We start from the raw sequence: 21643 nt of genomic DNA on the forward strand, positions 1-21643 counted from the left end.
GTGCCCGGCGCGGCGGCCGGTCAGACCAGCAGCGTGCCGCCGTTCTGGAGCAGCAGCCGCCCGCCCGCCTGGTGCAGCACCGCCGGCCGCGCGACGGCGAAGCCGGCGGCGGCGGCGAGCGAAAGGGCGAAAAGGTGGCTCGACGTGGCGAGGCCGGCCTGCCCGGTCGGCGCGTCGTCGAGCACGAGGCGGCCGCCGAGGCTGGTGCCGGGCGGCGGCAGCGCGTGCACCGGCGTCAGGGCGACGCTGTCGGCCGTGTGCAGCACGATCACGTCGCCGATCTGCAGCGTGTTCCATGCCGTGTCGAAGTAGCCGACCGCCATCACCGCGGCCTGCGGCTCGGCGGTGCGGTAGTGCCAGAGGGTGAAGCCGTTCCCCTGCGCGAGGACCGTGAGGTTGTGCGGGTCGAAGGCCATGGGTCGCTCAGCCGCCGGTGCGCGCCGGCACGGCGCGGTCGCGCGCGGCACGCGCGGGCGCACCGGTGCCGCGGCACCGGTGGGGCAGGGTCGCGGACATGCGGATCCTCCTCGGGCGGCGCGCCGCTTCCGGTGCCGGAAGGGTGCGCCGCCACGCTGGAACGATGCGGGACGGGGGGAGGGGGGACGCGCCGGGCGCAGTTCGCCCGGTGGCAGACCCCGTTTGCCGGAACTTTTTCCCCATGTCAAGGAAAAATATCCTAGTTGCTACCGCCCCGCCGCCCCGCCGCCCCGCCGCCCCGCCGCCGCCCGCGTCCTGCCCGCCTTCACCGCCACGCGGCACGTCGCGGTCCCGCGAAGCGTATCCTACGATCCGGCCACGCAGCGCCCCGCCGCAGGAGTCCGATGCCGGCTGCCGCCCCCCTCCGCCGCCCGACGCGCCGCGCCGGGACCGCCACCCGGGCCCGTCCCCGGAGCCGCTGGCTCCCGCCGGGCGCGGCCCTGGCGGCGCGGCGGCTCCGCCTGCTTCTCCTGCTGTCCGCCTGCTGCCTGACGGTGCCGGCCCGGGCCGGGGTCGAGGCGGAGGCGGGCACGGTCAACGTCTACAACTGGTCCGACTACATCGACCCCGCCGTGCTGGAGCGCTTCACGCGCGAGACCGCGCTGCGCGTGCGCTACGACGTGTTCGACAGCCTGGAGACGCTGGAGGGGAAGCTCTCCGCCGGCCGCTCCGGCTACGACCTGGTGGTGCCGACCGCCGAGCCGACCTTCGCGCGCCTGCTGCGCGCCGGCGCGCTGCGCCCGCTCGACCGCGCCCGCATCCCGAACTGGCGCAACCTCGACCCCGCGCTGATGGCGCGCGTCGCGACCGTCGATCCCGGCAACCGGCACGGCGCGATCTATCTCTGGGGCACGGTCGGGCTGGCGATCCGCCCCGACCGCGTGCGGGCGCTGGCGCCGGACGCGCCGCAGGACAGCCTCGACCTGCTGCTGCGCCCGGAGAACGCCGCGCGCCTCGCGCGCTGCGGCATCCAGGTGATGGACAGCGCGACCGACGTGCTGCCGAGCGTGCTGCGCTGGCTCGGCCGCCCGCCCGGCAGCGCCGCGCCGGCCGACCTGCGCGACGCCGAGGCGGCGCTGCTGGCGATCCGCCCCCATGTGCGCGCGATCAACTCCGCCGGCATGATCGACGCGCTGGCGACCGGCGAGATCTGCCTCGCCCTCGCCTATTCCGGCGACGCGATCCAGGCGGCGGCGCGGGCGCGCGAGGCGGGGCGCGGCGTGGTGCTGCGCTACGTGGCGCCGCGCGAGGGCGCGCAGCTCTCCTTCGACATGCTGGCCGTGCCGGCCGACGCGCCGAACCCGGAGGGCGCCGAGCGGCTGATCGACTTCCTGCTGCGCCCCGAGATCATGGCCGCGATCACCAGCCGCGTGCGCTACCCCAACGCCGTGCCGGCTTCGCGGCCGCTGGTGGTGCCCGAGGTGCGCGACGACCCCGATGTCTGGCCCTCGGCCGAGGCGCTGTCGCGCGGCTTCGTGGTGGGCACGCTGCCGGCCGCGGCGGAGCGGCCGCGCATGCGGCTCTGGACCCGCTTCAAGGCCGGGCGCTGAATCGGTCGATGGACGCGATCCCGGGCCGCCATCCCGCGCCTGCCGCCGCCCTCGGAACCGAGGGGCCGCCGCTGCTGCGCGCCGAGGCGCTGACCCGCCGCTTCGGCGCCGCCACGGTGCTGGACGGGCTCGACCTCGAGATCCGCCACGGCGAGTTCTTCGCCCTGCTCGGCGGCTCGGGCTCGGGCAAGTCCACGCTGCTGCGGCTGATCGCGGGCTTCGACGCGCCGGATTCCGGCCGGCTGCTGCTGGAGGGGCGCGACCTCGCCGGGCTGCCGCCGCAGCACCGGCCGGTGAACATGATGTTCCAGGCCTACGCGCTGTTCCCGCACCTCTCGGTGTTCGACAACGTCGCCTACGGGCTCAGGCGCGAGGGGGTGCGCGGCGCGGCGCTGGCGCGGCGCGTGGACGAGGCGCTGGCGCTGGTCGGGCTGGAGGGGCTGGCGCGGCGGCGGCCGCACGCGCTCTCGGGCGGGCAGCGGCAGCGCGTGGCGCTGGCGCGCTCGCTGGTCAAGCGCCCGCGCCTGCTGCTGCTGGACGAGCCGCTGGGCGCGCTCGACGCCGGGCTGCGCGAGCGCACCGGCTTCGAGCTGCGCGCGTTGCAGCGGCGGCTGGCCGAGGCGCAGGGCACCGCCTTCGTGATGGTGACGCACGACCAGGAGGAGGCGCTGAGCCTCGCCGACCGGGTGGGCGTGATGCAGGGCGGCCGGCTGGTGCAGGTGGACACGCCGGAGGCGCTGTACGAGCGCCCGGCGACGCGCTTCGTGGCCGGCTTCCTCGGCGGCGCCAACCTGCTGGAGGGGCACGTCGCGGGCGGGCTGCTGCGCTGCGCGGGCGGGCTGGCGCTGCGGCTCGCCGGGGCGCCGCCGCCGGAGGGCGCGCCGCTGACCGTGGCGCTGCGGCCGGAGCGCATCCGGCTGGCGGCGGAAGCCGCCGCCCCGGCGCCCGGCATGGCGACCGAGCCCAACGCCGCCGCCGGCACGGTGCGCGAGGTGGCCTATCGCGGTGCCGGCTCCACCGTGCTGGTCGGGCTGCCCGGCGGCGCCTCGCTGCGCGTCGCCCTCGGCCCCGCCGAGCCGCCGCCGCCGCGCGGCGCCGCCATCCGGCTCCGCTGGCCGGACTCGGCCAACGTCCCGCTCGCCGACTGATGCGACGCTTCCGCGCCCTGGTGCTGCTGCCGCCCGCCCTCTGGCTGGTGCTGTTCGTGGCGGTGCCGCTGCTGGTGGTGCTCGGCATCGCTCTCTCCTCCCCAGGCGAGGGCATGCCGCCCTTCGACCCCCCCCTCTCGCGTGAGGCTGGCGCCTGGGCCTGGCGCGGCACGGCCGGGAACTTCGCCGCCCTGGCCGAGGACCCGTTCTACGGCCTCGCCTTCCTGCGCTCCCTGCGCGTCGCCGGGCTGACCGCCGGGCTCTGCCTGCTGCTCGCCTACCCGATGGCGCTGGCGATCGCCGCCGCCCCGCCGCGCCGCCGCCCGCTGCTGCTGCTGGCCGTGCTGCTGCCCTTCTGGACCGGGCTGCTGCTGCGCCTCGCCGCCTGGATCGGCCTGCTGCGCGACAGCGGCTGGGTGAACGGCGTGCTGCTCGCGCTCGGCCTGACCGAGGAGCCGCTGCGGCTGCTCTACTCGGAGCCGGCCATGCTGCTCGGCATGACGCATGCCTACCTGCCCTTCGCGGTGCTGCCGCTCTACGCGACGCTCGCCCGGCGCGACCCGGCGCTGGAGGAGGCGGCGGCCGATCTCGGCGCGTCGCGCTGGACGGTGTTCCGCACCGTCACCCTGCCGCTCTCCGCCCCCGGCGCCGCGGCCGCCTTCCTGCTGGTGTTCATCCCGGCGGCGGGCGAATTCGTGATCCCCGAGCTGCTCGGCCCGCCCGAGGCGCAGCTCGTCGGCCGGGTGCTGTGGACGGAGTTCTTCACCATCCGCGACTGGCCGCGCGCCGCCGCCCTGGCCGTGGCGCTGCTCGCCCTGCTGATCCTGCCCGTGGCGCTGTTCCAGCGTCTGGAGGAACGGCGGTGAGGGGCCGGGCCGCGCGGCGCGCGGCGGCAGGGGGCGGGCCATGAGGTGGGGCCTCGCCCTCGGCCTCGCCTTCCTCTACGCGCCGATCCTGCTGCTGGTGGCCTACGCCTTCAGCGGCGGGCCGACGCCGTTCGAGTGGGGCGGCTTCTCCCTGCGCTGGTTCGCCGCCCTGGCCGCCGACGAGCGCATCCTGGAGGCCGCCTGGCTCTCCCTGCGCATCGCCGCCGGCGCCGCGACTCTGGGCACCGTGCTCGGCGCGCTGGCCGGCTACGCGCTGGCCCGCCTCGGCCGCTTCCCCGGGCGCGGCGCCTTCGGCGCGCTGCTCGGCACGCCGCTGGTGCTGCCCGACATCGTCACCGGCCTCTCGCTGCTGCTGTTCCTCGTCGCCGTCCAGGCCGGGCTGCAAGGGGTGTTCGGCTGGGCGCCGGCGCGCGGCGCCGCCACCCTGCTGCTCGCCCATGCGACGATCGGCGCCGCCTACGCCGCCGTGGTGGTGCAGGGGCGGCTGGCCGGGATGGAGGCGGCGCTGGAGGAGGCGGCGCGGGACCTCGGCGCCGGCCCCGGCACGGCCTTCCTCACCGTCACCCTGCCGCTGCTGGCCCCGGCGCTGGCCGCCGCCTGGCTGCTCGGCTTCACCCTCTCGCTCGACGACGTGGTGGTGGCGAGCTTCGTCTCGGGGCCGGACGCCACCACCCTGCCCATGGTGCTGTTCTCGGCGCTGCGCCTGGGCCTGACGCCGGAGGTGAACGCGTTGGCGGCGGTGCTGCTGGCGGCGCTGGGCGGCGGCCTCGGCATGGCTGCCCTGATCCTGGACCGGCTTGCGCGGGTTGAAGGCGCCCCCCACGGCGGCTAGGTTCCGCCTCTTCCCGCCAGAACGGGTACAGGACCGATGAAGCTCATTGCCGACCGCCTCGACCGCATCTCCCCGTCGCAGACCATGGCGATCACCGCCAAGGTGCGCGCGCTGAAAGCGGCGGGGCGGGACGTGATCGGCCTGTCCTCCGGCGAGCCCGATTTCGACACGCCGCAGAACGTCAAGGACGCGGCGATCGCCGCCATCCAGCGCGGCGAGACCAAGTACACCGACAACGCCGGCACCATGGCGCTGCGCAAGGCCGTCGCCGAGAAGTTCCGGACCGAGAACGGCCTGGACTACAAGCCGGAGGAGATCATCGTCTCCACCGGCGGCAAGCAGGTGATCTTCAACGCGCTGCTGGCCACCATCAACCCGGGCGACGAGGCGATCATCCCCGCCCCCTGCTGGGTCAGCTATCCCGACATCGTGGAGCTGGCCGAGGGCAAGCCGGTCATCGTCCCCTGCGGCCAGAACACCGGCTTCAAGATGCGTCCCGAGCAGCTCGAGGCCGCGATCACGCCGCGCACCAAGTGGCTGGTGCTGAACAACCCCTGCAACCCGACCGGCGCCGCCTACACCGCGGCCGAGCTGAAGGCGCTGACCGACGTGCTGCTGCGCCACCCGGACGTCTGGGTGTTCACCGACGACATCTACGAGAAGCTCACCTACGACTTCAAGCCGGCCACCATCCTGCAGGTCGAGCCGAGGCTGCGCGACCGCACCGTGACCATGAACGGCTGCTCCAAGGCCTATGCCATGACCGGCTGGCGCATCGGCTTCGCCGGCGCGCCGGTCGCCCTGATCAAGGCCATGGACAAGCTGCAGAGCCAGAGCACCTCGGGCACCTCCAGCATCTCCCAGGCCGCGGCGCTGGAGGCCCTGACCGGCCCGCAGGACAGCATCCCCGTCATGGTGGCCGCCTACCAGCGCCGCCGCGACATGGTGGTGGAGATGCTGAACCAGGCGCCGGGCATCCGCTGCCACAAGCCGGAGGGCGCGTTCTACGTGTTCCCGGACGTGCATGGCTGCCTCGGCAAGACCACCGCCGGCGGCAAGAAGATCGAGAGCGACGAGGACTTCGTGGTGGCGCTGCTGGACGAGGAGGGCGTCGCCGCCGTCCACGGCAGCGCCTTCATGTTTCCCGGCCACTTCCGCATCTCCTACGCCACCGACGACAAGTCGCTGGAGGAGGCGTGCCGGCGCATCCAGAAGTTCTGCCAGGGGCTGCGCTGAGAAGGCCGGGGCCGGGGGCGCAGCCCCCGGACCTCGCCAGGGAAGGCGCCGCCTTCCCTGGGTACCCATCCGGCAGGAGGGCAAGGCCCTCCTGCACCTCTCCTCGTTCGGGGCCCCGGCCGTTCCCCCAGCCGGGCCAGCCGTCCCGCAACGGGGTTTCCAAGGGGGCTGCGCCCCTGGGCGGATGGGTCCAGGGCAGGCGGCGCCTTCCCTGGCGGGGTCCGGGGCAGAGCCCCGAGGCCACGCCGGCCATCGGCCCCGCACCCAGAGAAGCCCGCTCATGCCCGCCATCGCCCAGCGCCTGCAGAACGTCGAGGTCGCCGCCTCCGCCGCCATGACGGCCAAGGCGCGCGAGATGGCCAAGGGCGGCATCCGGGTCATCAGCCTCTCCTCCGGCGAGCCCGACTTCCGCACCCCCGCGCACGCCATCGAGGCGGCGCACCGGGCGGCGCTGGCCGGCGACACCAAGTACCCGCCCTATGCCGGCACCCCGGCGCTGCGCGACGCCATCCGGCGCAAGTTCCGCCGCGACAACAACCTCGACTTCGCCGAGAACGAGATCCTGGTCGCCAACGGCGGCAAGCAGATCATCATGGACGCGCTGCTGGCCACGGTGGACCCGGGCGACGAGGTGGTGATCCCGGCGCCCTTCTGGGTCTCCTACGCGCAGATGGCCAAGCTGGTCGGCGGCGTGCCGGTGCTGGTGAACTGCCCGCAGAACAACGGCTTCAAGCTGCGCCCCGAGGATCTGGAGGCCGCCATCACCCCGCGCACGCGCTGGGTGATCCTGAACTTCCCGAACAACCCGACCGGCGCCGCCTGCACCCGCGCCGAGCTGCACGCCATCGCCCAGGTGCTCCGCCGCCACCCCGACCTGTGGGTGATGAGCGACGACATGTACGAGCACATGCTCTACGACGGCTTCGAGTTCTGCACGATCGCCGAGGTGGAGCCGGCGCTGCGCGACCGCGTGCTGACGCTGAACGGCGCCTCCAAGACCTTCGCCATGACCGGCTGGCGCGTCGGCTACGGCGCCGGCCCCGCGCCGCTGATCAAGGCCATGGCCAACGTGCAGGGCCAGCTCACCGCCGGCGTCTCCACCGTCGGGCAGGCGGCGCTGGCGGCGGCGCTGGACGGGCCGCAGGACCTGATCCGCGAGCGGCAGGCCGTGTACCGGGAGCGCCGCGACCTCGTGGTGGACTGGCTGAACCAGGCCGAGGGCATCTCCTGCCACAAGCCGGAAGGCGCCTTCTACGTCTATCCGAACATCGCCGGCTGCCTCGGCAAGACCTCGCCGGGCGGCCGGCGGATCGACGGCGACACGGATTTCGTGACGGCGCTGCTGGAGGAGAAGCACGTCGCCGCCGTGCAGGGCGCTGCCTACGGCATGAGCCCCTACATGCGCATCTCCTACGCCACCGACACCGAGAGCCTGCGCGAGGGCTGCGCCCGCATCCAGGAGTTCTGCCGCTCGTTGCGCTGAGCCCCGCCGCGGCGGCACGAGGCCGCCGCTGGCCCGCATGGATCGCCGCAGGCGGGCCCCCGGCCCGCCCATCATCTGGCATACGACTTGCTCCGTTCCGGCGCGAAACCCTTCGCCGGAACCCGCCCCATGCGTCGTCGCCAGCTCCTCGCCGCCTCCGCCGGCCTCCTCGCCGTACCGACCCTCCTGCGGATCCGGGGGGCGCGCGCCCAGGCCAACGGCGCCTGGCCCGGCCGCGGCCCGGTGCGCCTCGTCGCCACCTTCCCGCCCGGCGGCCTGGCCGACGTGATCGGCCGGCTGGTGGCGCCGCCGCTCGGGCAGGCGATCGGCCAGGGCGTGGTGATCGACAACCGCGCCGGCGCCGGCGGCACGATCGGCGCCGACCACGTCGCCAAGAGCCCGGCCGACGGCTACACGCTGGTCATCAGCCACGCCTCGCCGCACGGCTTCGCCGCCGGCATCTACCCCCAGCTTCCCTACGACCCGGTGGCCGACTTCACCCATCTCGGCATGCTGGTGGACACGCCGAGCGTGATCCTGGTGAAGGGCGATTCCCCCTTCCGCACGCTGGACGACCTGCGCGCCGCCGCGCGCGACCGCAACGTGACCTACGGCTCCTCCGGCATCGGCTCCTCCGGCCACCTGCTCGGCGCGGTGATGGAGCGCGACGCGAACCTGCCGAAGCTGACGCACGTGCCCTATCGCGGCAGCGCGCCGGGGTTGCAGGACCTGATGGCGGGCGCGATCGACAGCCTGATCGACCCGCTGACCACCAATGTCGGCATGCTGCGCGACGGCACGCTGCGGGCGCTGGCCATGAGCTCGGCCGTGCGTGTCCCGCTGTTCCCCGCCGTGCCGACCTGCGCGGAGCTCGGCCTGCCGCGCATGACGGCGGGCAACTGGATCGGCCTGTCCGGCCCGCGGAACCTGCCCGCGCCGGTGGCGGAGCGCCTGACCGCCGAGATCCCGCGCCTGCTGGCCCGCCCCGAGCTGCGGACGCGCTTCGAGGAGCTGGCGAGCTACCCGCCGCCGCAGCCGATGCTGGGGGCCGCCTACACGGACCACATCGCGCGCTTCGTCGCCGACTGGACCCGGGTGGCCAGGGACGCGAACATCGTCGCCTCCTGAGGCGCGGACCGTTCGCCTCCTGAGGCGCGGACCGTTCGCCTCCCGGGGCGCGGGCGACGCTCGCGATGGCCGGCGCGCCGGTGCCGGCGCCGGCCGCTACTCCGTGCGGATGCCGCCCTCGCGGATCAGCGGCGTCCAGGTGTCGTATTCGCGGCGCAGGAAGCGGGCGAAATCCTCCGAGGAGCCGCCGACCACCTGGCCGGCCTGGGTGCTGAACACCGCCTCGCGCACCGCCGGCAGGGCGGCGATCCGGCCGAACACCTCGTTGATCCGGTGGGCCAGATCCGGCGCCATGCCGGCGGGCGCCGCGACGCCGTACCAGACGGCGACGTCGAAGCCCGGCAGCACGCGGCTCACGGGCGGGATGCCCGGCAGGGCCGGGCTGCCCTCCGGGTTGCCCATGGCGATGGGGCGGATCGAGCCGGCGCGCAACGCCCCCAGCGCCGAGGAGAGGCTGGGGAAGCCGAGCTGCGTCTCGCCCCGCATCACCGAGGTGACGATCTCCGAGCCGCTGCGGTAGGGCACGTGGATCATGGAGACGCCGGCGCGGCGGCAGAGCAGGGCCATGAACAGGTGGCTGCCGTTGCCGACGCCGGCCGAGGCGTAGCTGAACGAATCCGGCCGCGCCTTCGCGCTGGCGATGACCTCGGGCAGCGTCCGCTCCGGCACGTCGGGGTGGGCGAAGAACACGGCGGGCAGGTTGACGAGGTGGATGATCGGCGTGAAGGCCGTCATCGGGTCGAAGCCGAGGCGCGGGTTCAGCTCGCGGCCGATCGCGTTGGCGCCGACATCGGCCATCAGCAGCGTGTACCCGTTCGGCTGCTGCGCGGCGACGTAGCCGCCGCCCACCGTGCCGCCGGCGCCCGAGCGGTTCTCCACCACCAGCGGCTGGCCGTTGGCGAAGCGCGGGAAGTGCTGGCCGATCTGGCGCGCCAGCGTGTCGGAGGCGCCGCCGGGGGTGAAGGGGACGACCAGCGTCACCGGCCGGTCCGGCCAATCGGCGGCGGTGCCGGCGGCGGCGCCGCGCCGGGGGAGCGCCGGCGCGGCGAGCAGCCCGGCGCCGAGCGCGCCGAGGCCGCGACGGGTGATGGAGCCGTGCATGGCGTTCCCCTCTCCGCTCCCCTGCCTACTCGGCCGCCTGGCGGCCGCCGCCGTCCTGGCCGGCCTTCGCCCACTTGGCGTCGAACGCCCACACCTCCGGGAAGCCCATCAGCTCGTTCATCGCGGCGAAGTCGCAGAGCGTGCCGGCGGGCAGGGCGTTGGTGTCGCCCTCCCTGAGCAGGTGGGCATAGGCCTGCTCCAGCGCCCGCGTCACCGCCAGGAAACCCAGCGCCGGGTAGATGGCGATGTTGTAGCCGATCGCGGCGAGCGTCTCGCGCGACAGGATCGGCGTGCGGCCGCCGCCGTCGACGTTGTTGGCCAGCAGCGGCGCGTCGATCTCGCCGCCGATGCGGCGCATCTCCTCCTCGCTCTCCGGGCTCTCGATGAACACGATGTCGGCGCCGGCCTTGCGGTAGAGCCTGCCGCGCCGGATCGCCTCGTCGAGGCCGAGCGTGGTGCGGGCATCGGTGCGGGCGATGATCAGGAAGTCGTCGCTCTTCCGGGCCTCCACCGCGACCTCGATCTTCAGCGCCATCTCCTCGGCCGGGATGACGCGGCGGCCCGGGGTGTGGCCGCACTTCTTCGGCACCTCCTGGTCCTCGATCTGGATCGCGGTAACGCCGCCCGCCTCGTAGCCCTGCACGGTGTGGCGCACGTTGAGCAGGCCGCCATAGCCGGTATCGGCATCGGCGATGACGGGCGTCCTGCTGCCCTGCGCGAAGCGGGCCATGCGCGAGACCATGTCGGTGTAGGTGGCGATGCCGGCATCCGGCACGCCGAGATGCGAGGCGACGGTGCCATAGCCCGTGGCGTAGAGGGCGGAAAAGCCCATCCGGTCGGCGACGCGCGCCGAGATCATGTCGAAGATGCCGGGGGCGACGATGAACTCGCCGGCGCGCAGCGCGGCCTTCAGCCTGGGATCGGCCATGGGTGGTCTCCTGTGGAATCGGTTCAGGCGGCGAGCAGGGCGCGGACGCGCGGCACCAGCCCGCCGGCGGCGAGGATGGCGCGCACCTCCGCGCCGAGCGGCTGCGCCTGCCAGGTCGCGCCGCCCTGATGGATGGTGGCGTGTTCGAGGTCGATGGTCGCCGGCTCGCCCGCGCGCAGCGCCAGCGCCGCCTCCGGGCAGACCAGCACCGGCAGGCCGAGGTTGATGGCGTTGCGGTAGAAGATGCGCGCCGCGCTGACGGCGACGATGGCGCCGACGCCCGCCGCGCGCAGCGCCACCACCGCGTGCTCGCGCGAGGAGCCGCAGCCGAAATTGCGCCCGACGGCGAGGATGTCGCCGGGACGGACGCGATCGACGAAGCCGGGATCGAGCCCCTCCAGGCAGTGCACCCGCAGCTCCTCCGGCCGGCGCAGGGCGAGGTAGCGGCCGGGCAGGATGACGTCGGTGTTCACCTCGTCGCCGTAGCGGTGGACGACTCCCTGCATCGCGATCCCCGGCATCATGCGGCCTCCGCGGGCACGGGCAGGCTGCCGGGCGGGACGATCTCGCCCGCGACGGCGGCGGCGGCGGCGACCCAGGCATTGGCCAGGAAGACCTGCGAGTCCGGGTCGCCCATGCGGCCGCGGTAGTTGCGGTTGGTGGTGGCGATGGCGGTCTCGCCGGCGGCGAGGATGCCCATGTGGCCGCCGAAGCAGGCGCCGCAGGTGGGGGTGGAGACGGCGGCGCCGGCGGCGGCCAGCGCGTCCAGCAGCCCCTCGGCCAGGGCCTGGCGCCAGATGCGCTGCGTCGCCGGCACCACGACGAGGCGCACGCCGGGCGCCACGCGCCGGCCGCGCAGCATCTCGGCCGCCTGGCGCAGATCGGTGATCGTGCCGTTGGCGCAATTGCCGATATAGACCTGGTCCACGCGCTGGCCGCGCAGCGCGCCGACCGGCACGCCGGCGGCCGGCGAGGGCGGCCGCGCCACGATCGGCTCCAGCGCGCCGAGGTCGATCGCGATCCGCGCGCGGTACGCGGCATCCGGGTCGGCGGCGACGGGCGGCGCGGCCGGCGCGCCGGTCTCGGCGGCACGCGCGGCGGAGAGCGCGTCGCCCTCGAAGACGCAGGTGTCGGCGCCGGCCTCCACCGCCATGTTGGCGACCGCCATGCGCGCATCCACCGGCAGCGAGGCGACGCCCGGGCCCCCGAATTCCAGCGACGCATCGGCCGCGCCGTCGGAGCCGATGCGGCGGATCACCTCCAGGATCACGTCCTTGCCGGTGACGTAGGGGCCGGGCGCGCCGGTCAGCGCCACCCGGATGCTGTCCGGCACGCGCAGCCAGAGCCGGCCGGTGGCGAGCGCCGCCGCGAGGTCGGTCGAGCCGAAGCCGATGCCGAGCGCGTTGAAGGCGCCCGCCGTGCAGGTGTGGCTGTCGGCGCCGAAGACGATGCCGCCATGCCCGACCATGCCGAGTTCGGCCAGCAGCGTGTGCTCGATGCCGCCCGAGCCCGGCTCGTAGTAGTGCGCGATGCCGTGGCGCGCGGCGAATTCGCGCGTCATGCGGATGGCGCCGGCGGCGGCGACGTTGGGCGCCGGGGCGAAGTGGTCGGCCACCAGCACGATGCGCGCCGGATCGAAGGGGCGCGCGGCGCCCATCGCCTCGAACTGCTCGAAGGCGAGCGGACCGGAGACGTCGTTGAGCAGCACCACGTCCGGGCGGATGGTGGCGATGCCGCCGGCCCGGGCGCTGCCGCCCTCGGCATGGGCGGCGAGGATCTTCTCGGTGATGGTCAGGCCGGTCATGCGGCGCGGGTTCCTACTGCGAGACGTTGATCAGCCCGTCCCGCGCAGCCTGCGCCCAGCGGGCATCGTCACGGCGCAGGAAGTCGGCGAAGCGGTCGCCGGTGACCGGCTTCACGTCGGCGCCCAGCTCCTGCAATTTCCGGCGCAGCGCCGGCTCCTGCAGCGACTCCTCGATGGCCGTGGCCATGCGCAGCGCGATCGGTGCCGGCAGATTGGGCGGGCCGTACATGCCGTACCACGCGGTGAATTCGTAGCCGGGCACGCCCGCCTCGGCGATGGTCGGCACGCCGGGCAGCAGCGGCGAGCGCTCGGCCGAGGTGACGCCGAGCACGCGGATGCGCTCGTCCTGGATGTAGGGCAGCACGGAGACGGTGCTGGTCCAGCAGGTGGGCAGGTGGCCGGCGATCAGGTCGTTCAGCATCGGCCCGCTGCCGCGATAGGGAATCTCCGTCATGCCGATCCCGGCCTTGCGGGCGAAGTCGCCGCCCGCGAAGCTGGTGGCGGCCTCCGTCGTGCCGTAGGAGATGGCGCCGGGCCTCGCCTTGGCGTCGCGCACCAGCGCGGCGATGTCGCGCCAGGGCGCGCCGCCATGCACGGCGATCAGCAGCGCGAAGCTGGAGAGCAGCGCGATCGGCGTGAAGTCGTGCACCGGATGGAACGGGATGGAGCGCATGGCGTAGCGGTTGACGACGTGCGCGCCGGTGCAGACGGCGAAGGTGTAGCCGTCGGGCGGAGAGTTCTTCACCATCTCGGCGCCCACCACGCCGTTGGCGCCGGCGCGGTTCTCGACGACCAGCGTCTCGCCCAGGCGCGCGCGCAGGCTCTCGGCCAGGGCGCGGGTGAAGATGTCGGTGCCGCCGCCGGGCGAGTAGGGAACCACGACGCGGATCGGCCGGCTGGGCCAGGTCTCGGCCCGTGCCCGCGTGGCGGCGGCCGGGGCGAGGCCGAGGCCGGCGGCACCCGCGAGCAGCGCCCTGCGCTGGATGGTCATTCCCGTTTTCCTTCCCCGCATCCCTGCTTCCGGCCGCCGCCGTGTCTCGCCGCGTCAGAGCCGGTAGGGCGTGTCGCGCATCCCGAGTTCGGCCGCGGCGCGCGCCTGGTAGGCGACCAGCTCGGGCGTGATGCCGCGCCCCTGGAAGCCGCCGCGCACGCTGTTCGGCTCGACGCTCTTGTAGACCTCGCGCAGCGCCGGCGAGAGCGGCCGCGCCCCTGGCACGGAGAGCCACAGCCGCAGCAGGTGCCGCTTGCGCCCGGGTTCCTCGAAATCCTCGTAGTGGGTGCGGGAGTGGACGAGGACGTGGTTGTTGACGAGCTGGAAGTCGCCCGGCTCCAGCCACATGTCGAAGGAGAATTCCGGGCTTTCCGCCATGCGCTGCACGGCATTGAGCGCCTCGTGCTGCAGCGGCGTCAGGCGCGGCGCGCCTTCCATCGCCCCGCCTGGCACCTGCGTCGAGCGGATGTGGTTGCGGATGTAGCGGCAGGCGAAGGCGCCGTCGCGCTCGCTGAACACCGGCGCCATGTACCAGGGCGCTTCGTCCGCCGCCTCCTCGTTCTGGCGGCTGTGCGGGAACAGGCCGTAGAGCGCCTCGACCAGATCCGGCCTCGTCTCCAGCAGGGCGTTGCGGATGGCGACGGCGCTGGAGAGCCGGCTGAGCCCGCCGCTGCGGGCGGTGTTGAGGCAGAGCAGCCCGACCACGTCGCTGCCATCCGTGTGGTAGTCCAGCTCGGAATTCGTGTTGTAGCCGCGGCCGCTGCCGCTGCGGTAGGTGCCGCCCGCGTCGCGCACGTCGGAGATGAGCTGGCTCTGCCTGCCCTGCGGCCGCGCCACGCCGAGATGCGTGCCGATGGCCCAGGCCATCAGCCGGTTCTCCTCGGCGGGCCGGTCGGCGGTGGGCAGGCCGCGCAGCACGACGAAGCCCGGCCCGTCCTCCAGCCTGGCGCGCGCCTTGTCCAGCACCGCGGCGAAGCGGCCGAGCGGCACGTCCCGGCGGGTGATCTCGAGCAGCGGCCGGCCGCTCGCCCGCAGCGCCGTCACGGCATCGGCGAGGTCGGCCGACTCCGCCGCCGTCACCGGACGCAGCCAGCGCTCGGAGGCCTCGATGTCGGTGGGCCGCCAATCGGCTTCGGACAGGATCCTGCGGCGCATCCGCTTCCCCCTTGCTTCTTCGTTGTTCGTCGCTGTCCGGATCGGCCGGCGGGCCGGAGCATGCGCGGCGGACGGCAGGCTTGCAAGAATTTTGTTCAAACCTTTGCACAAGGAAAATCCGGCTATATTGCAGTGCAATATCGTCCTGAATGGCTCATGCGGGACAGGAATCATGCAAAGCTTTGTCCTGTGCCGATCTCTGCTAGGATCGCCGCATGGATGTTCCGGCCCCGCCGACGCGGCCTGCCCGTGCCAGGGCGACGCTGCTCTCCCTTGCCCAGGCGGCCGGCGTCTCGATCTCGACCGTCTCGCGCGCGCTGCGCGGCGATGCGCGCATCTCGCCCGCGACGCGGCGCCGTATCGACGCGCTGGCCGCCGAGGCCGGCTATGCGCCGAACGCCCTGGCGCGCACCCTGCTCGGCGGGCGCAGCGGCCTGATCGGGCTGGTGCTCGGGCCGATGCAGAACCCCTTCTACCCGGCCCTGCTGGAGGAGCTGGTCGCGCAGGCGGCCGAACGCGGCCTGCGCCTGCTGCTGCTGCACGCCGGCGAGGGCTCGATGGACGACCGCACCGCCCAGGCCCTGCTGCAGTACCAGGTGGATGGCTGCCTCGTGACCTCGGCCGCGCTGCCCTCGCGCATCGCCGCCATCTGCGCCGGCAACGACGTGCCCCTGGTCATGATCAACCGCGTCGCGCGCGAGCACGGTGCCGCCGTGTGCTGCGACAACGCGGAGGGCGGGGCGCGGCTCGCCGACTTCCTGCTCGCCGGCGGCCACCGGCGCTTCGCGGTGGTCGGCGGCAATGCCGACACCTCGACCAGCCTGGACCGGGAGCGCGGCTTCGTCGAACGCCTCGCCGCGCGGGGCGTGGCGCTGGCCTGCCGCTTCGACGGCGGCGCCACCCGCGAGGGCGGCTGGGCGGCGGGGGAGCGGATCGCCGCCATGCCGCCCGGGGAGCGGCCCGATGCCGTGTTCGCCGTCGGCGACGGGCTGGCGATGGGGCTGATCGACGCGCTGCGCGCCGGCGCCGTGCCGGTGGGGGCATCGGTCGAAGGGGAGGGCGTGGAAGCGGCCGGCGCCGTCTCGGTGGTCGGCTTCGACGGGGTGGCGGCGGCGCTGCGGCCGCCCTACGCGCTGACCACGATCGTGCAGCCGCTCCGGGCCGTGGTGCGGCGCGGGCTCGACCTGCTGCTCGCCCGCATGGAGGATCCGGCGGCCCCCGACGAACTCGTCACGCTGCGCGGCACGCTGCATGTCGGGCGCTCGGCGCGCCTGCCCGCCGGCGCGGCGACGGGCGCCAGCCACGGGGATGCGGGCCGGGAGACGGGGTGACCGGGCTACCCGGCCGGATCGGCGATGCGCCCGGCGCCACGCCGCTCTCGTCATGGCTACCCGGTCTTGTACACAACGATCTGCCTGCCAAATGAGCCCGGACCGGATTCTTCACTGCTAAATGCCCTCGGGGCCTCACGAGGAGGCTTTCCGGCTGGCCCATGCATGTACACAATGCGCCAGGGTGTCGGCACGGAGCGTGCCACCGGACAGGAGCATGGGCGGATGGACGGGAACGGGGTGATCGTGGCCGGGGCGGGGCCGGTCGGGCTGGTGGCGGCGACGCTGCTGGCCGGCCAGGGCATCCCCGTCACCCTGGTGGAGGCCGAGCGCACCCTGCCGGACGACCTGCGTGCCTCGACCTTCCACCCGGCGACGATGGACCTGCTGCAACCGCTCGGCGTGACGGAGCGGCTGGTCGAGGAGGGGCTGGTCTGCCCGCACTGGCAGTTCCGTGACCGCCGCGAGGGGGTGGTCGCCACCTTCGACCTCGGCCGCCTGTCGGCCGACACCGGCCACCCCTACCGGCTGCAATGCGAGCAGTGGCGGCTGACCCGGATGCTGCGCGACAGGCTGGCCGGCAACCCGGATGTGCGCATCCTCTACGGCACGCGCGCCGTCGCGGCGCGGCAGGATGCCGACCATGCGTATCTGGCGGTGGAGCACGAGGGCGGCGAGGCCGAGACGCTGCGCGCCCGCTACGTGATCGGCGCCGACGGCGCCCGCAGCGCGGTGCGCAAGTCCCTCGACGTGGAATTCGAGGGGATGACGATCCCCGAGATCTTCCTCAGCCTCTCGACGCCCTTCCGCTTCGACGAGGCGGTGCCGGACCTCGCCAACATCGCCTACATCTCCGATCCGGAGGAATGGCTGGTGCTGCTGCGCACCCGCAGCGTGTGGCGCGTGCTGATACCGGTCGATCCGGGGAAGTCGGACGCCGAGATCACCGACCCCGCCTTCATGGAGGCGAAGCTGCAGGCGGTGCAGCCGGCGCCGCACCCCTACGCGGTGGCGCACCGCACCGCCTACCGCGTGCACGAGCGCGTCGCCTCGCGCTACGTGGTGGGGCGGATCCTGCTGGCGGGCGACGCGGCGCACCTGAACAACCCGCTCGGCGGCATGGGCATGAACGGCGGCATCCAGGACGCGGTGAACCTGGCCGGCAAGCTCGGCGAGGTATGGCGCGGCGCCGCGCCCGAGCTGCTCGGGCGCTACGAGCGGCAGCGGCGCAAGGTGGCGCTGGAGGTGGTGCAGCAGCAGTCGCTGCGCAACCGCGCCATCCTGAACCAGCGCGACCCGGCGCAGCGCCGCGCCTACCACGACGAGCTGCGTGCCATTGCCGACGATCCGGTACGGCATCGCGAGTACGTGCTGCGCTCTTCCATGATCCAGTCGCTGCGCGACCTGGAGGCGGTGGCCTGACGGGGCGCCACCATCGGCAGGGGAGGGCGTCGCCCTCCCCTGCACCCCACTCACCAAAGGGCGAAGCCCCTTTGGAAACCCCGTTCGGAACGAGGCCTCGCACGTCTCGACACCCGGGCCGCGAAACGCCGCGGAGGTCCGGGAACCTGGTCGAACGCATGCGTTCGACCCTGGCGGATGGGGTCCGGGGAAGGCAGCGCCTTCCCCGCCGGCTCATACCGTCCCGCTTTGCTGATGACCTGCTTTCATCCCCAGCTGGCGGCGCGGAAGCGGGTCAACGACAATGCGGGCTGGTATCAGTCGGCGGTCGCGCCCGTCGCCAGCACCACCGGCCGCCAGCGCTGCGTCTCGGCGGCCATGAACGCGCCGAAGGCCGTGGGCGTGGTCGCGCGCGGGATCGAGCCCAGCGCGACGATGCGCGCCGACACGGCGGGGTCGGCCAGCGCCGCGTTCAGCGCCGCGTTCAGCCGCTCGACGATCGGCGCCGGCACGCCGGCCGGGGTGACGATGCCGAACCAGCCGGTGGAGGTGATGGGCACGCCCGCCTCCTGCAGCGTCGGCACGTCGGGGAAGGCGGGCAGGCGCTGCGTGCCGGTGACGGCGAGCGGGCGCATGTGGCCGGCGCGGGCCATCTCCGCCACCGCCGAGATCGACTGGAACAGCACCTGCACCCGGTTCTCCATCAGGTCGGTGTTGAGCTGGCCCGAGTTGGTGTAGGGGATGTGCGTCATCTCGACGCCGACGGCCTGGCCGAATTGCGCGCCCGCCAGGTGCTGCGAGGAGCCGCTGCCGACCGAGCCGAAATTCACCTCGCCCGGATGCGCCTTCACGTAGGCGATGAACTCCGCCACGTCGCGCACCGGCAATTGCGGCGGCACCACCATCAGGTTCGGCACCAGCGCGATCATCCCGACCGGCGCGAAGTCCCGCTCCGGGTCGAAGGGCAGCGAGCGGTAGAGCCAGCGGTTCACCGCGTTGCTGGCGATGGAGCCGAGGCCGAGCGTGTAGCCGTCCGGCGCCGCCGCCGCCACCACCGCCATGCCGACATTGGTGCCGGCGCCCGGCCGGTCCTCCACCACCACCGGCACGCCGAGCGTCTTCGACATGGGCTCGGCCACGAGGCGCGACAGCACGTCGCCGGCGCCGCCCGCGGGGCCGGGGACGATGAAGCGGATCGGCCGCTCCGGATAGCCTTGCGCGCGGGCATGGCCGGCAGCGGCCAGCAGCGCGGCACCCGCCAGGATGGCGCGGCGTGTCGGCAGGCCGGCACCGCGCGTCGCGGCGAGTTCGGTCTTCTCGGGCATGACTGGCTCCTGACGGGCAGGCCGCGTGCTTGCTGCCCCCGTCGAAGCAAGCGGCGGGCCAGACACGAACGATGCTGCTCGGCGATGCTTCGTCCCGGTGCCGCCGACACGGCATGCCTTCCGGGGCGCCGGGCGCATGCGCCCTGCCGGCGAATGCCCCGAAGGCGTGGCGCCGCTCCGGAAACAGGGACCCGCGGCGAACCGCGGTCCCGTCCGGACCGCGGTTCGCTGTAGGATGCGCCGGCGCCCCGGCCGTTCCGGCCGGGCGGTCCATCACCGGGAAGCACGATGTCCAACGCGGCCGAGCGCGCCTACCAGTTCATCCGCCTGCGCATCCTGGACGGCCGCTTCCAGCCCGGCGAGGCGCTGCGCGAGGAGATGCTCGCCGTCGAGATCGGCGCGAGCCGCACGCCGGTGCGCGACGCGCTGCGCCGGCTGCTGGCGGACGGGCTGGTGGAGAGCGCGCGCAACTACGGCACCTTCGTCGCCAGCATCGACAATGACGAGGTCATGGAGGTGTTCGAGCTGCGCGCCATGCTGGAGGGCCATGCCGCGCGCAAGGCCGCCGAACGGATCGAGCCCGGCGAGCTGGCGGAGCTGGAGCGGCTGGCCGCGTCGATGGAGGCGATCGACGGCCCCGAGGAGGCAACGATGGATGCGCGGATCGAGGAATTCGCGCGGCTGAACGCGCAATTCCACACGGTGATCGCGCGCGCCGCCCGCTCCCGCCAACTGGAGGCGCTGCTCGGCCGCGTGTTTCAGGTGCCGCTGATCTTCCTCAAGCGCTTCCGGCTGCACGAATGGAACAACGTCGCCCGCTCCAACCGCCACCACCGCGAGATCATCGAGGCGCTGCGCGAGCGCAACGCTGACTGGGCTGCCCTGGCCATGTCGGCCCATATCGTCGCCGTGCGCCCAGGCGCGGCCATGGCCGCGGCGCCCGTCGAGGAAGCGGTGCGGCCCGGCCGCGGGCCGTCGCTCCGCTCGGCCTGACGGCACCATCAATGTACACAATTGAGGCAGACTCATGCCCATTCGATCGGCATGATCCGCTATGGAAAGAGGAAGTTTGCCCGGGAGGATGCGGGATGGCCCTTTTCCGGCGTGCCGCATATGTACACAATGGCCGGCATGAACAGCCATCCCCGAACCGGATGGCGGCGCCGCCGAGCCCCGGCGGCCCGGCCTCGCGGCCCCGGACGGAACAGGCGATCCAGGTGAACGGCGGAAGCTTCGCTCCATGAGCTCGGAACTCTCCACGGATCTCGCGGCCAACTACGCGCAGGGCCAGTTCGCGGGGCGGCTGCCCTGGGGGCGGCGCGCGGCGCTGATCGTGATCGACTTCTGCATCGCCTACCTGGAACCGGGCTCGCCGCTCTACGCCGCGGCCGAGCCGGCGCGCGATGCCACGGCGCGGCTGCTGGGCGCGGCGCGCGCTTCCGGGGTGCCGGTCCTGCACACCGAGGTGCGCTACCAGCCGGGCGGGCTCGACGGCGGCGTGTTCTACCGCAAGGTGCCGGCGCTGCGCTGCTTCGAAGCCGGCTCGCGCCTCGCCGCGCCGCCGCCGGAGCTGGCGCCGCTGCCGGGCGAGACCATCGTCACCAAGCAGTACGCCAGCGCCTTCTTCGGCACCTCGCTCGCCTCGACCCTGACCGCGCTGGGCGTGGACACGGTGGTGCTGACCGGCGTCTCCACCAGCGGCTGCGTGCGCGCCACGGCGGTGGATGCCTGCCAGCACGGCTTCCTGCCCTTCGTCTGCCGCGATGCGGTGGGCGACCGCCACCCCGCGCCGCACGAGGCCAACCTGTTCGACCTGCAGGCCAAGTACGCCGAGGTGGTGTCGGAGGCCTTCGTGCTGGAGCGCTTCGCCGCCATCGGCAAGGCCGCGGCGTGACCGGCGCGCTGCCCTCCCCGGCCGGCGGCGCACGGCACGGGGCGATGCGGTGCCCACGGCACGGAGTGATGCGGCGGCCGGCGCGCGCCACCCCCGCCCGAGGATGCCTCGGCCCCCCGGGGCATGGCCGATCGACCGCCATTCCCGTTCCGCAACCTGCAACGGAGCAGCAAGAATGACCGACATCCTGGGCTGGCGGCGCAAATTCGGGGTCCTCGGCCCCTCGACCAACACCGTCGTGCAGCCGGATTTCGAGATGATGCGGCCGCCCGGCGTCACCAACCACTACAGCCGGATCTACACGCCCAACGCCAAGGCGGTCAGCAACGAGACCTTCATGGCGGGCATGCTGCGGATCGGCGACAACACGCTGGACGCCGTGCACAGCGTGATGACCTGCGAGCCGCATTATCTCGTCATGGGCATGTCGGCCGTCACCTTCTACGGCGGCGCGGCCGGGGCCGACGCCTTCCGGCAGAAGGTCGAGGCGGCGGCGGGGGTGGGCATCAGCATCGGCTCGCACGCCTGCACGGCGGCGCTGCGCGCCTATGGCGGCGTGCGCCGCATCGCCTTCCTTTCGCCCTACTTCCCGGCCTGCAACGACGAGGTCCGCCGCTACTTCACCGAGAGCGGCTTCGAGGTGGCGCGCGACCTCTGCCTCCAGTGCCCGAGCTGGATCGCCATCGCCGAGGTGCCCCCCGACCTGCTGCGCGAGAAGCTGATCGAGCTGAACGGCGCGGGCGACGTCGACGCCATCGTGCAGGTCGGCACCAACCTCAGCATGGTGCGCCTCGCGGCCGCAGCCGAGATGTGGCTCGGCAAGCCGGTGATCGCCATCAACACCGCGACCTACTGGCACGCGCTGCGCGCCAACGGCATCGAGGACAAGGTCCAGGGAATCGGCAGGCTGCTGGAGGAATTCTGATACCCGCGGCGGCGTTCGCTGACCCGTGGGGGGGGGGGGGCCCCCCC

At 73.8% G+C, this 21643-nt stretch carries 20 protein-coding genes; 12 read left to right on the plus strand and 8 right to left on the minus strand.

Annotated features, from left to right (window positions below; all coding sequences use genetic code 11):
* Window positions 1-20 precede the first annotated feature (20 nt).
* Window positions 21-416 carry a hypothetical protein gene (locus M0638_RS08580; protein ID WP_248666559.1) on the minus strand — a complete coding sequence of 132 codons (396 nt, stop codon included), beginning with the start codon at window positions 414-416 and terminating at the stop codon, window positions 21-23.
* A 405-nt stretch (window positions 417-821) separates the two neighbouring features.
* On the opposite strand from M0638_RS08580, the gene M0638_RS08585 reads away from it, so the two are divergent.
* The 7 genes from M0638_RS08585 to M0638_RS08615 all read left to right on the plus strand — a co-directional run bounded on the left by M0638_RS08585 (window position 822) and on the right by M0638_RS08615 (window position 8741).
* A complete protein-coding gene (locus M0638_RS08585) occupies window positions 822-2027 on the plus strand; it encodes an extracellular solute-binding protein (protein ID WP_248666560.1) in 1206 nt (401 codons plus the stop codon).
* A gap of 8 nt (window positions 2028-2035) precedes the next feature.
* Entirely contained in the window at window positions 2036-3175 is a 1140-nt protein-coding gene (locus M0638_RS08590) for an ABC transporter ATP-binding protein (protein WP_248666561.1), read from the plus strand.
* A complete protein-coding gene (locus M0638_RS08595) occupies window positions 3175-4041 on the plus strand; it encodes an ABC transporter permease (protein WP_248666562.1) in 867 nt (288 codons plus the stop codon). Before M0638_RS08590 ends, M0638_RS08595 begins: the two co-directional genes overlap by 1 nt.
* Window positions 4042-4081: 40 nt before the next feature.
* Entirely contained in the window at window positions 4082-4894 is an 813-nt protein-coding gene (locus M0638_RS08600) for an ABC transporter permease (RefSeq protein WP_248666563.1), read from the plus strand.
* 36 nt (window positions 4895-4930) lie between these two features.
* Window positions 4931-6130, plus strand: coding sequence for a pyridoxal phosphate-dependent aminotransferase (locus M0638_RS08605; protein WP_248666564.1), 1200 nt, complete (start codon window positions 4931-4933; stop codon window positions 6128-6130).
* A 280-nt stretch (window positions 6131-6410) separates the two neighbouring features.
* Window positions 6411-7613: a pyridoxal phosphate-dependent aminotransferase gene (locus tag M0638_RS08610; RefSeq protein ID WP_248666565.1), complete on the plus strand. Its 1203-nt coding sequence runs from the start codon at window positions 6411-6413 to the stop codon at window positions 7611-7613.
* A gap of 129 nt (window positions 7614-7742) precedes the next feature.
* On the plus strand, window positions 7743-8741 hold the full coding sequence (locus tag M0638_RS08615) for a Bug family tripartite tricarboxylate transporter substrate binding protein (RefSeq protein WP_248666566.1): 999 nt from the start codon (window positions 7743-7745) through the stop codon (window positions 8739-8741).
* 96 nt (window positions 8742-8837) lie between these two features.
* On the opposite strand, the gene M0638_RS08620 is transcribed toward M0638_RS08615, so the two are convergent.
* The 6 genes from M0638_RS08620 to M0638_RS08645 are packed head-to-tail and all read right to left on the minus strand — an operon-like array spanning window position 8838 to window position 14720.
* Window positions 8838-9842 carry a Bug family tripartite tricarboxylate transporter substrate binding protein gene (locus tag M0638_RS08620; RefSeq protein WP_248666567.1) on the minus strand — a complete coding sequence of 335 codons (1005 nt, stop codon included), beginning with the start codon at window positions 9840-9842 and terminating at the stop codon, window positions 8838-8840.
* 25 nt (window positions 9843-9867) lie between these two features.
* Window positions 9868-10770 (minus strand): isocitrate lyase/PEP mutase family protein, encoded by a 903-nt coding sequence (locus tag M0638_RS08625; protein WP_248666568.1) that lies wholly within the window; start codon window positions 10768-10770, stop codon window positions 9868-9870.
* Window positions 10771-10793: 23 nt separating this feature from the next.
* Window positions 10794-11294 (minus strand): LeuD/DmdB family oxidoreductase small subunit, encoded by a 501-nt coding sequence (locus M0638_RS08630; RefSeq protein ID WP_248666569.1) that lies wholly within the window; start codon window positions 11292-11294, stop codon window positions 10794-10796.
* The gene (locus M0638_RS08635; RefSeq protein ID WP_248666570.1) at window positions 11291-12574 is read right to left on the minus strand and encodes an aconitase/3-isopropylmalate dehydratase large subunit family protein; all 1284 of its coding nucleotides are present in this window, start codon (window positions 12572-12574) and stop codon (window positions 11291-11293) included. The genes M0638_RS08630 and M0638_RS08635 overlap by 4 nt, the downstream gene beginning before the upstream one ends.
* Window positions 12575-12587: 13 nt before the next feature.
* A complete protein-coding gene (locus M0638_RS08640; RefSeq protein ID WP_248666571.1) occupies window positions 12588-13565 on the minus strand; it encodes a Bug family tripartite tricarboxylate transporter substrate binding protein in 978 nt (325 codons plus the stop codon).
* 54 nt (window positions 13566-13619) lie between these two features.
* Entirely contained in the window at window positions 13620-14720 is a 1101-nt protein-coding gene (locus M0638_RS08645) for a TauD/TfdA family dioxygenase (protein ID WP_248666572.1), read from the minus strand.
* Window positions 14721-14935: 215 nt separating this feature from the next.
* Between M0638_RS08645 and M0638_RS08650 the strand changes: the two genes are divergently transcribed.
* Both M0638_RS08650 and M0638_RS08655 read left to right on the plus strand, forming a co-directional pair.
* Window positions 14936-16051, plus strand: coding sequence for a LacI family DNA-binding transcriptional regulator (locus M0638_RS08650; protein ID WP_248666573.1), 1116 nt, complete (start codon window positions 14936-14938; stop codon window positions 16049-16051).
* 225 nt (window positions 16052-16276) lie between these two features.
* Window positions 16277-17473: an FAD-dependent oxidoreductase gene (locus M0638_RS08655; RefSeq protein ID WP_248666574.1), complete on the plus strand. Its 1197-nt coding sequence runs from the start codon at window positions 16277-16279 to the stop codon at window positions 17471-17473.
* Between the two features lie 296 nt (window positions 17474-17769).
* Here the strand turns inward: M0638_RS08655 and M0638_RS08660 are convergent, their stop codons facing one another.
* Window positions 17770-18777, minus strand: a complete 1008-nt coding sequence (locus M0638_RS08660) for a Bug family tripartite tricarboxylate transporter substrate binding protein (protein ID WP_248666575.1) — start codon at window positions 18775-18777, stop codon at window positions 17770-17772.
* A 288-nt stretch (window positions 18778-19065) separates the two neighbouring features.
* Between M0638_RS08660 and M0638_RS08665 the strand changes: the two genes are divergently transcribed.
* The 3 genes from M0638_RS08665 (at window position 19066) to M0638_RS08675 (ending at window position 21596) form a co-directional block, all read left to right on the plus strand.
* Window positions 19066-19770, plus strand: coding sequence for a GntR family transcriptional regulator (locus M0638_RS08665; protein WP_248666576.1), 705 nt, complete (start codon window positions 19066-19068; stop codon window positions 19768-19770).
* A gap of 247 nt (window positions 19771-20017) precedes the next feature.
* Window positions 20018-20671 (plus strand): isochorismatase family protein, encoded by a 654-nt coding sequence (locus M0638_RS08670; protein WP_248666577.1) that lies wholly within the window; start codon window positions 20018-20020, stop codon window positions 20669-20671.
* 175 nt (window positions 20672-20846) lie between these two features.
* A complete protein-coding gene (locus M0638_RS08675) occupies window positions 20847-21596 on the plus strand; it encodes a maleate cis-trans isomerase family protein (RefSeq protein ID WP_248666578.1) in 750 nt (249 codons plus the stop codon).
* The last annotated feature ends 47 nt before the right edge of the window (window positions 21597-21643 follow it).

Source organism: Roseomonas acroporae (assembly GCF_023223525.1).
GTDB lineage: Bacteria > Pseudomonadota > Alphaproteobacteria > Acetobacterales > Acetobacteraceae > Roseomonas_E > Roseomonas_E acroporae.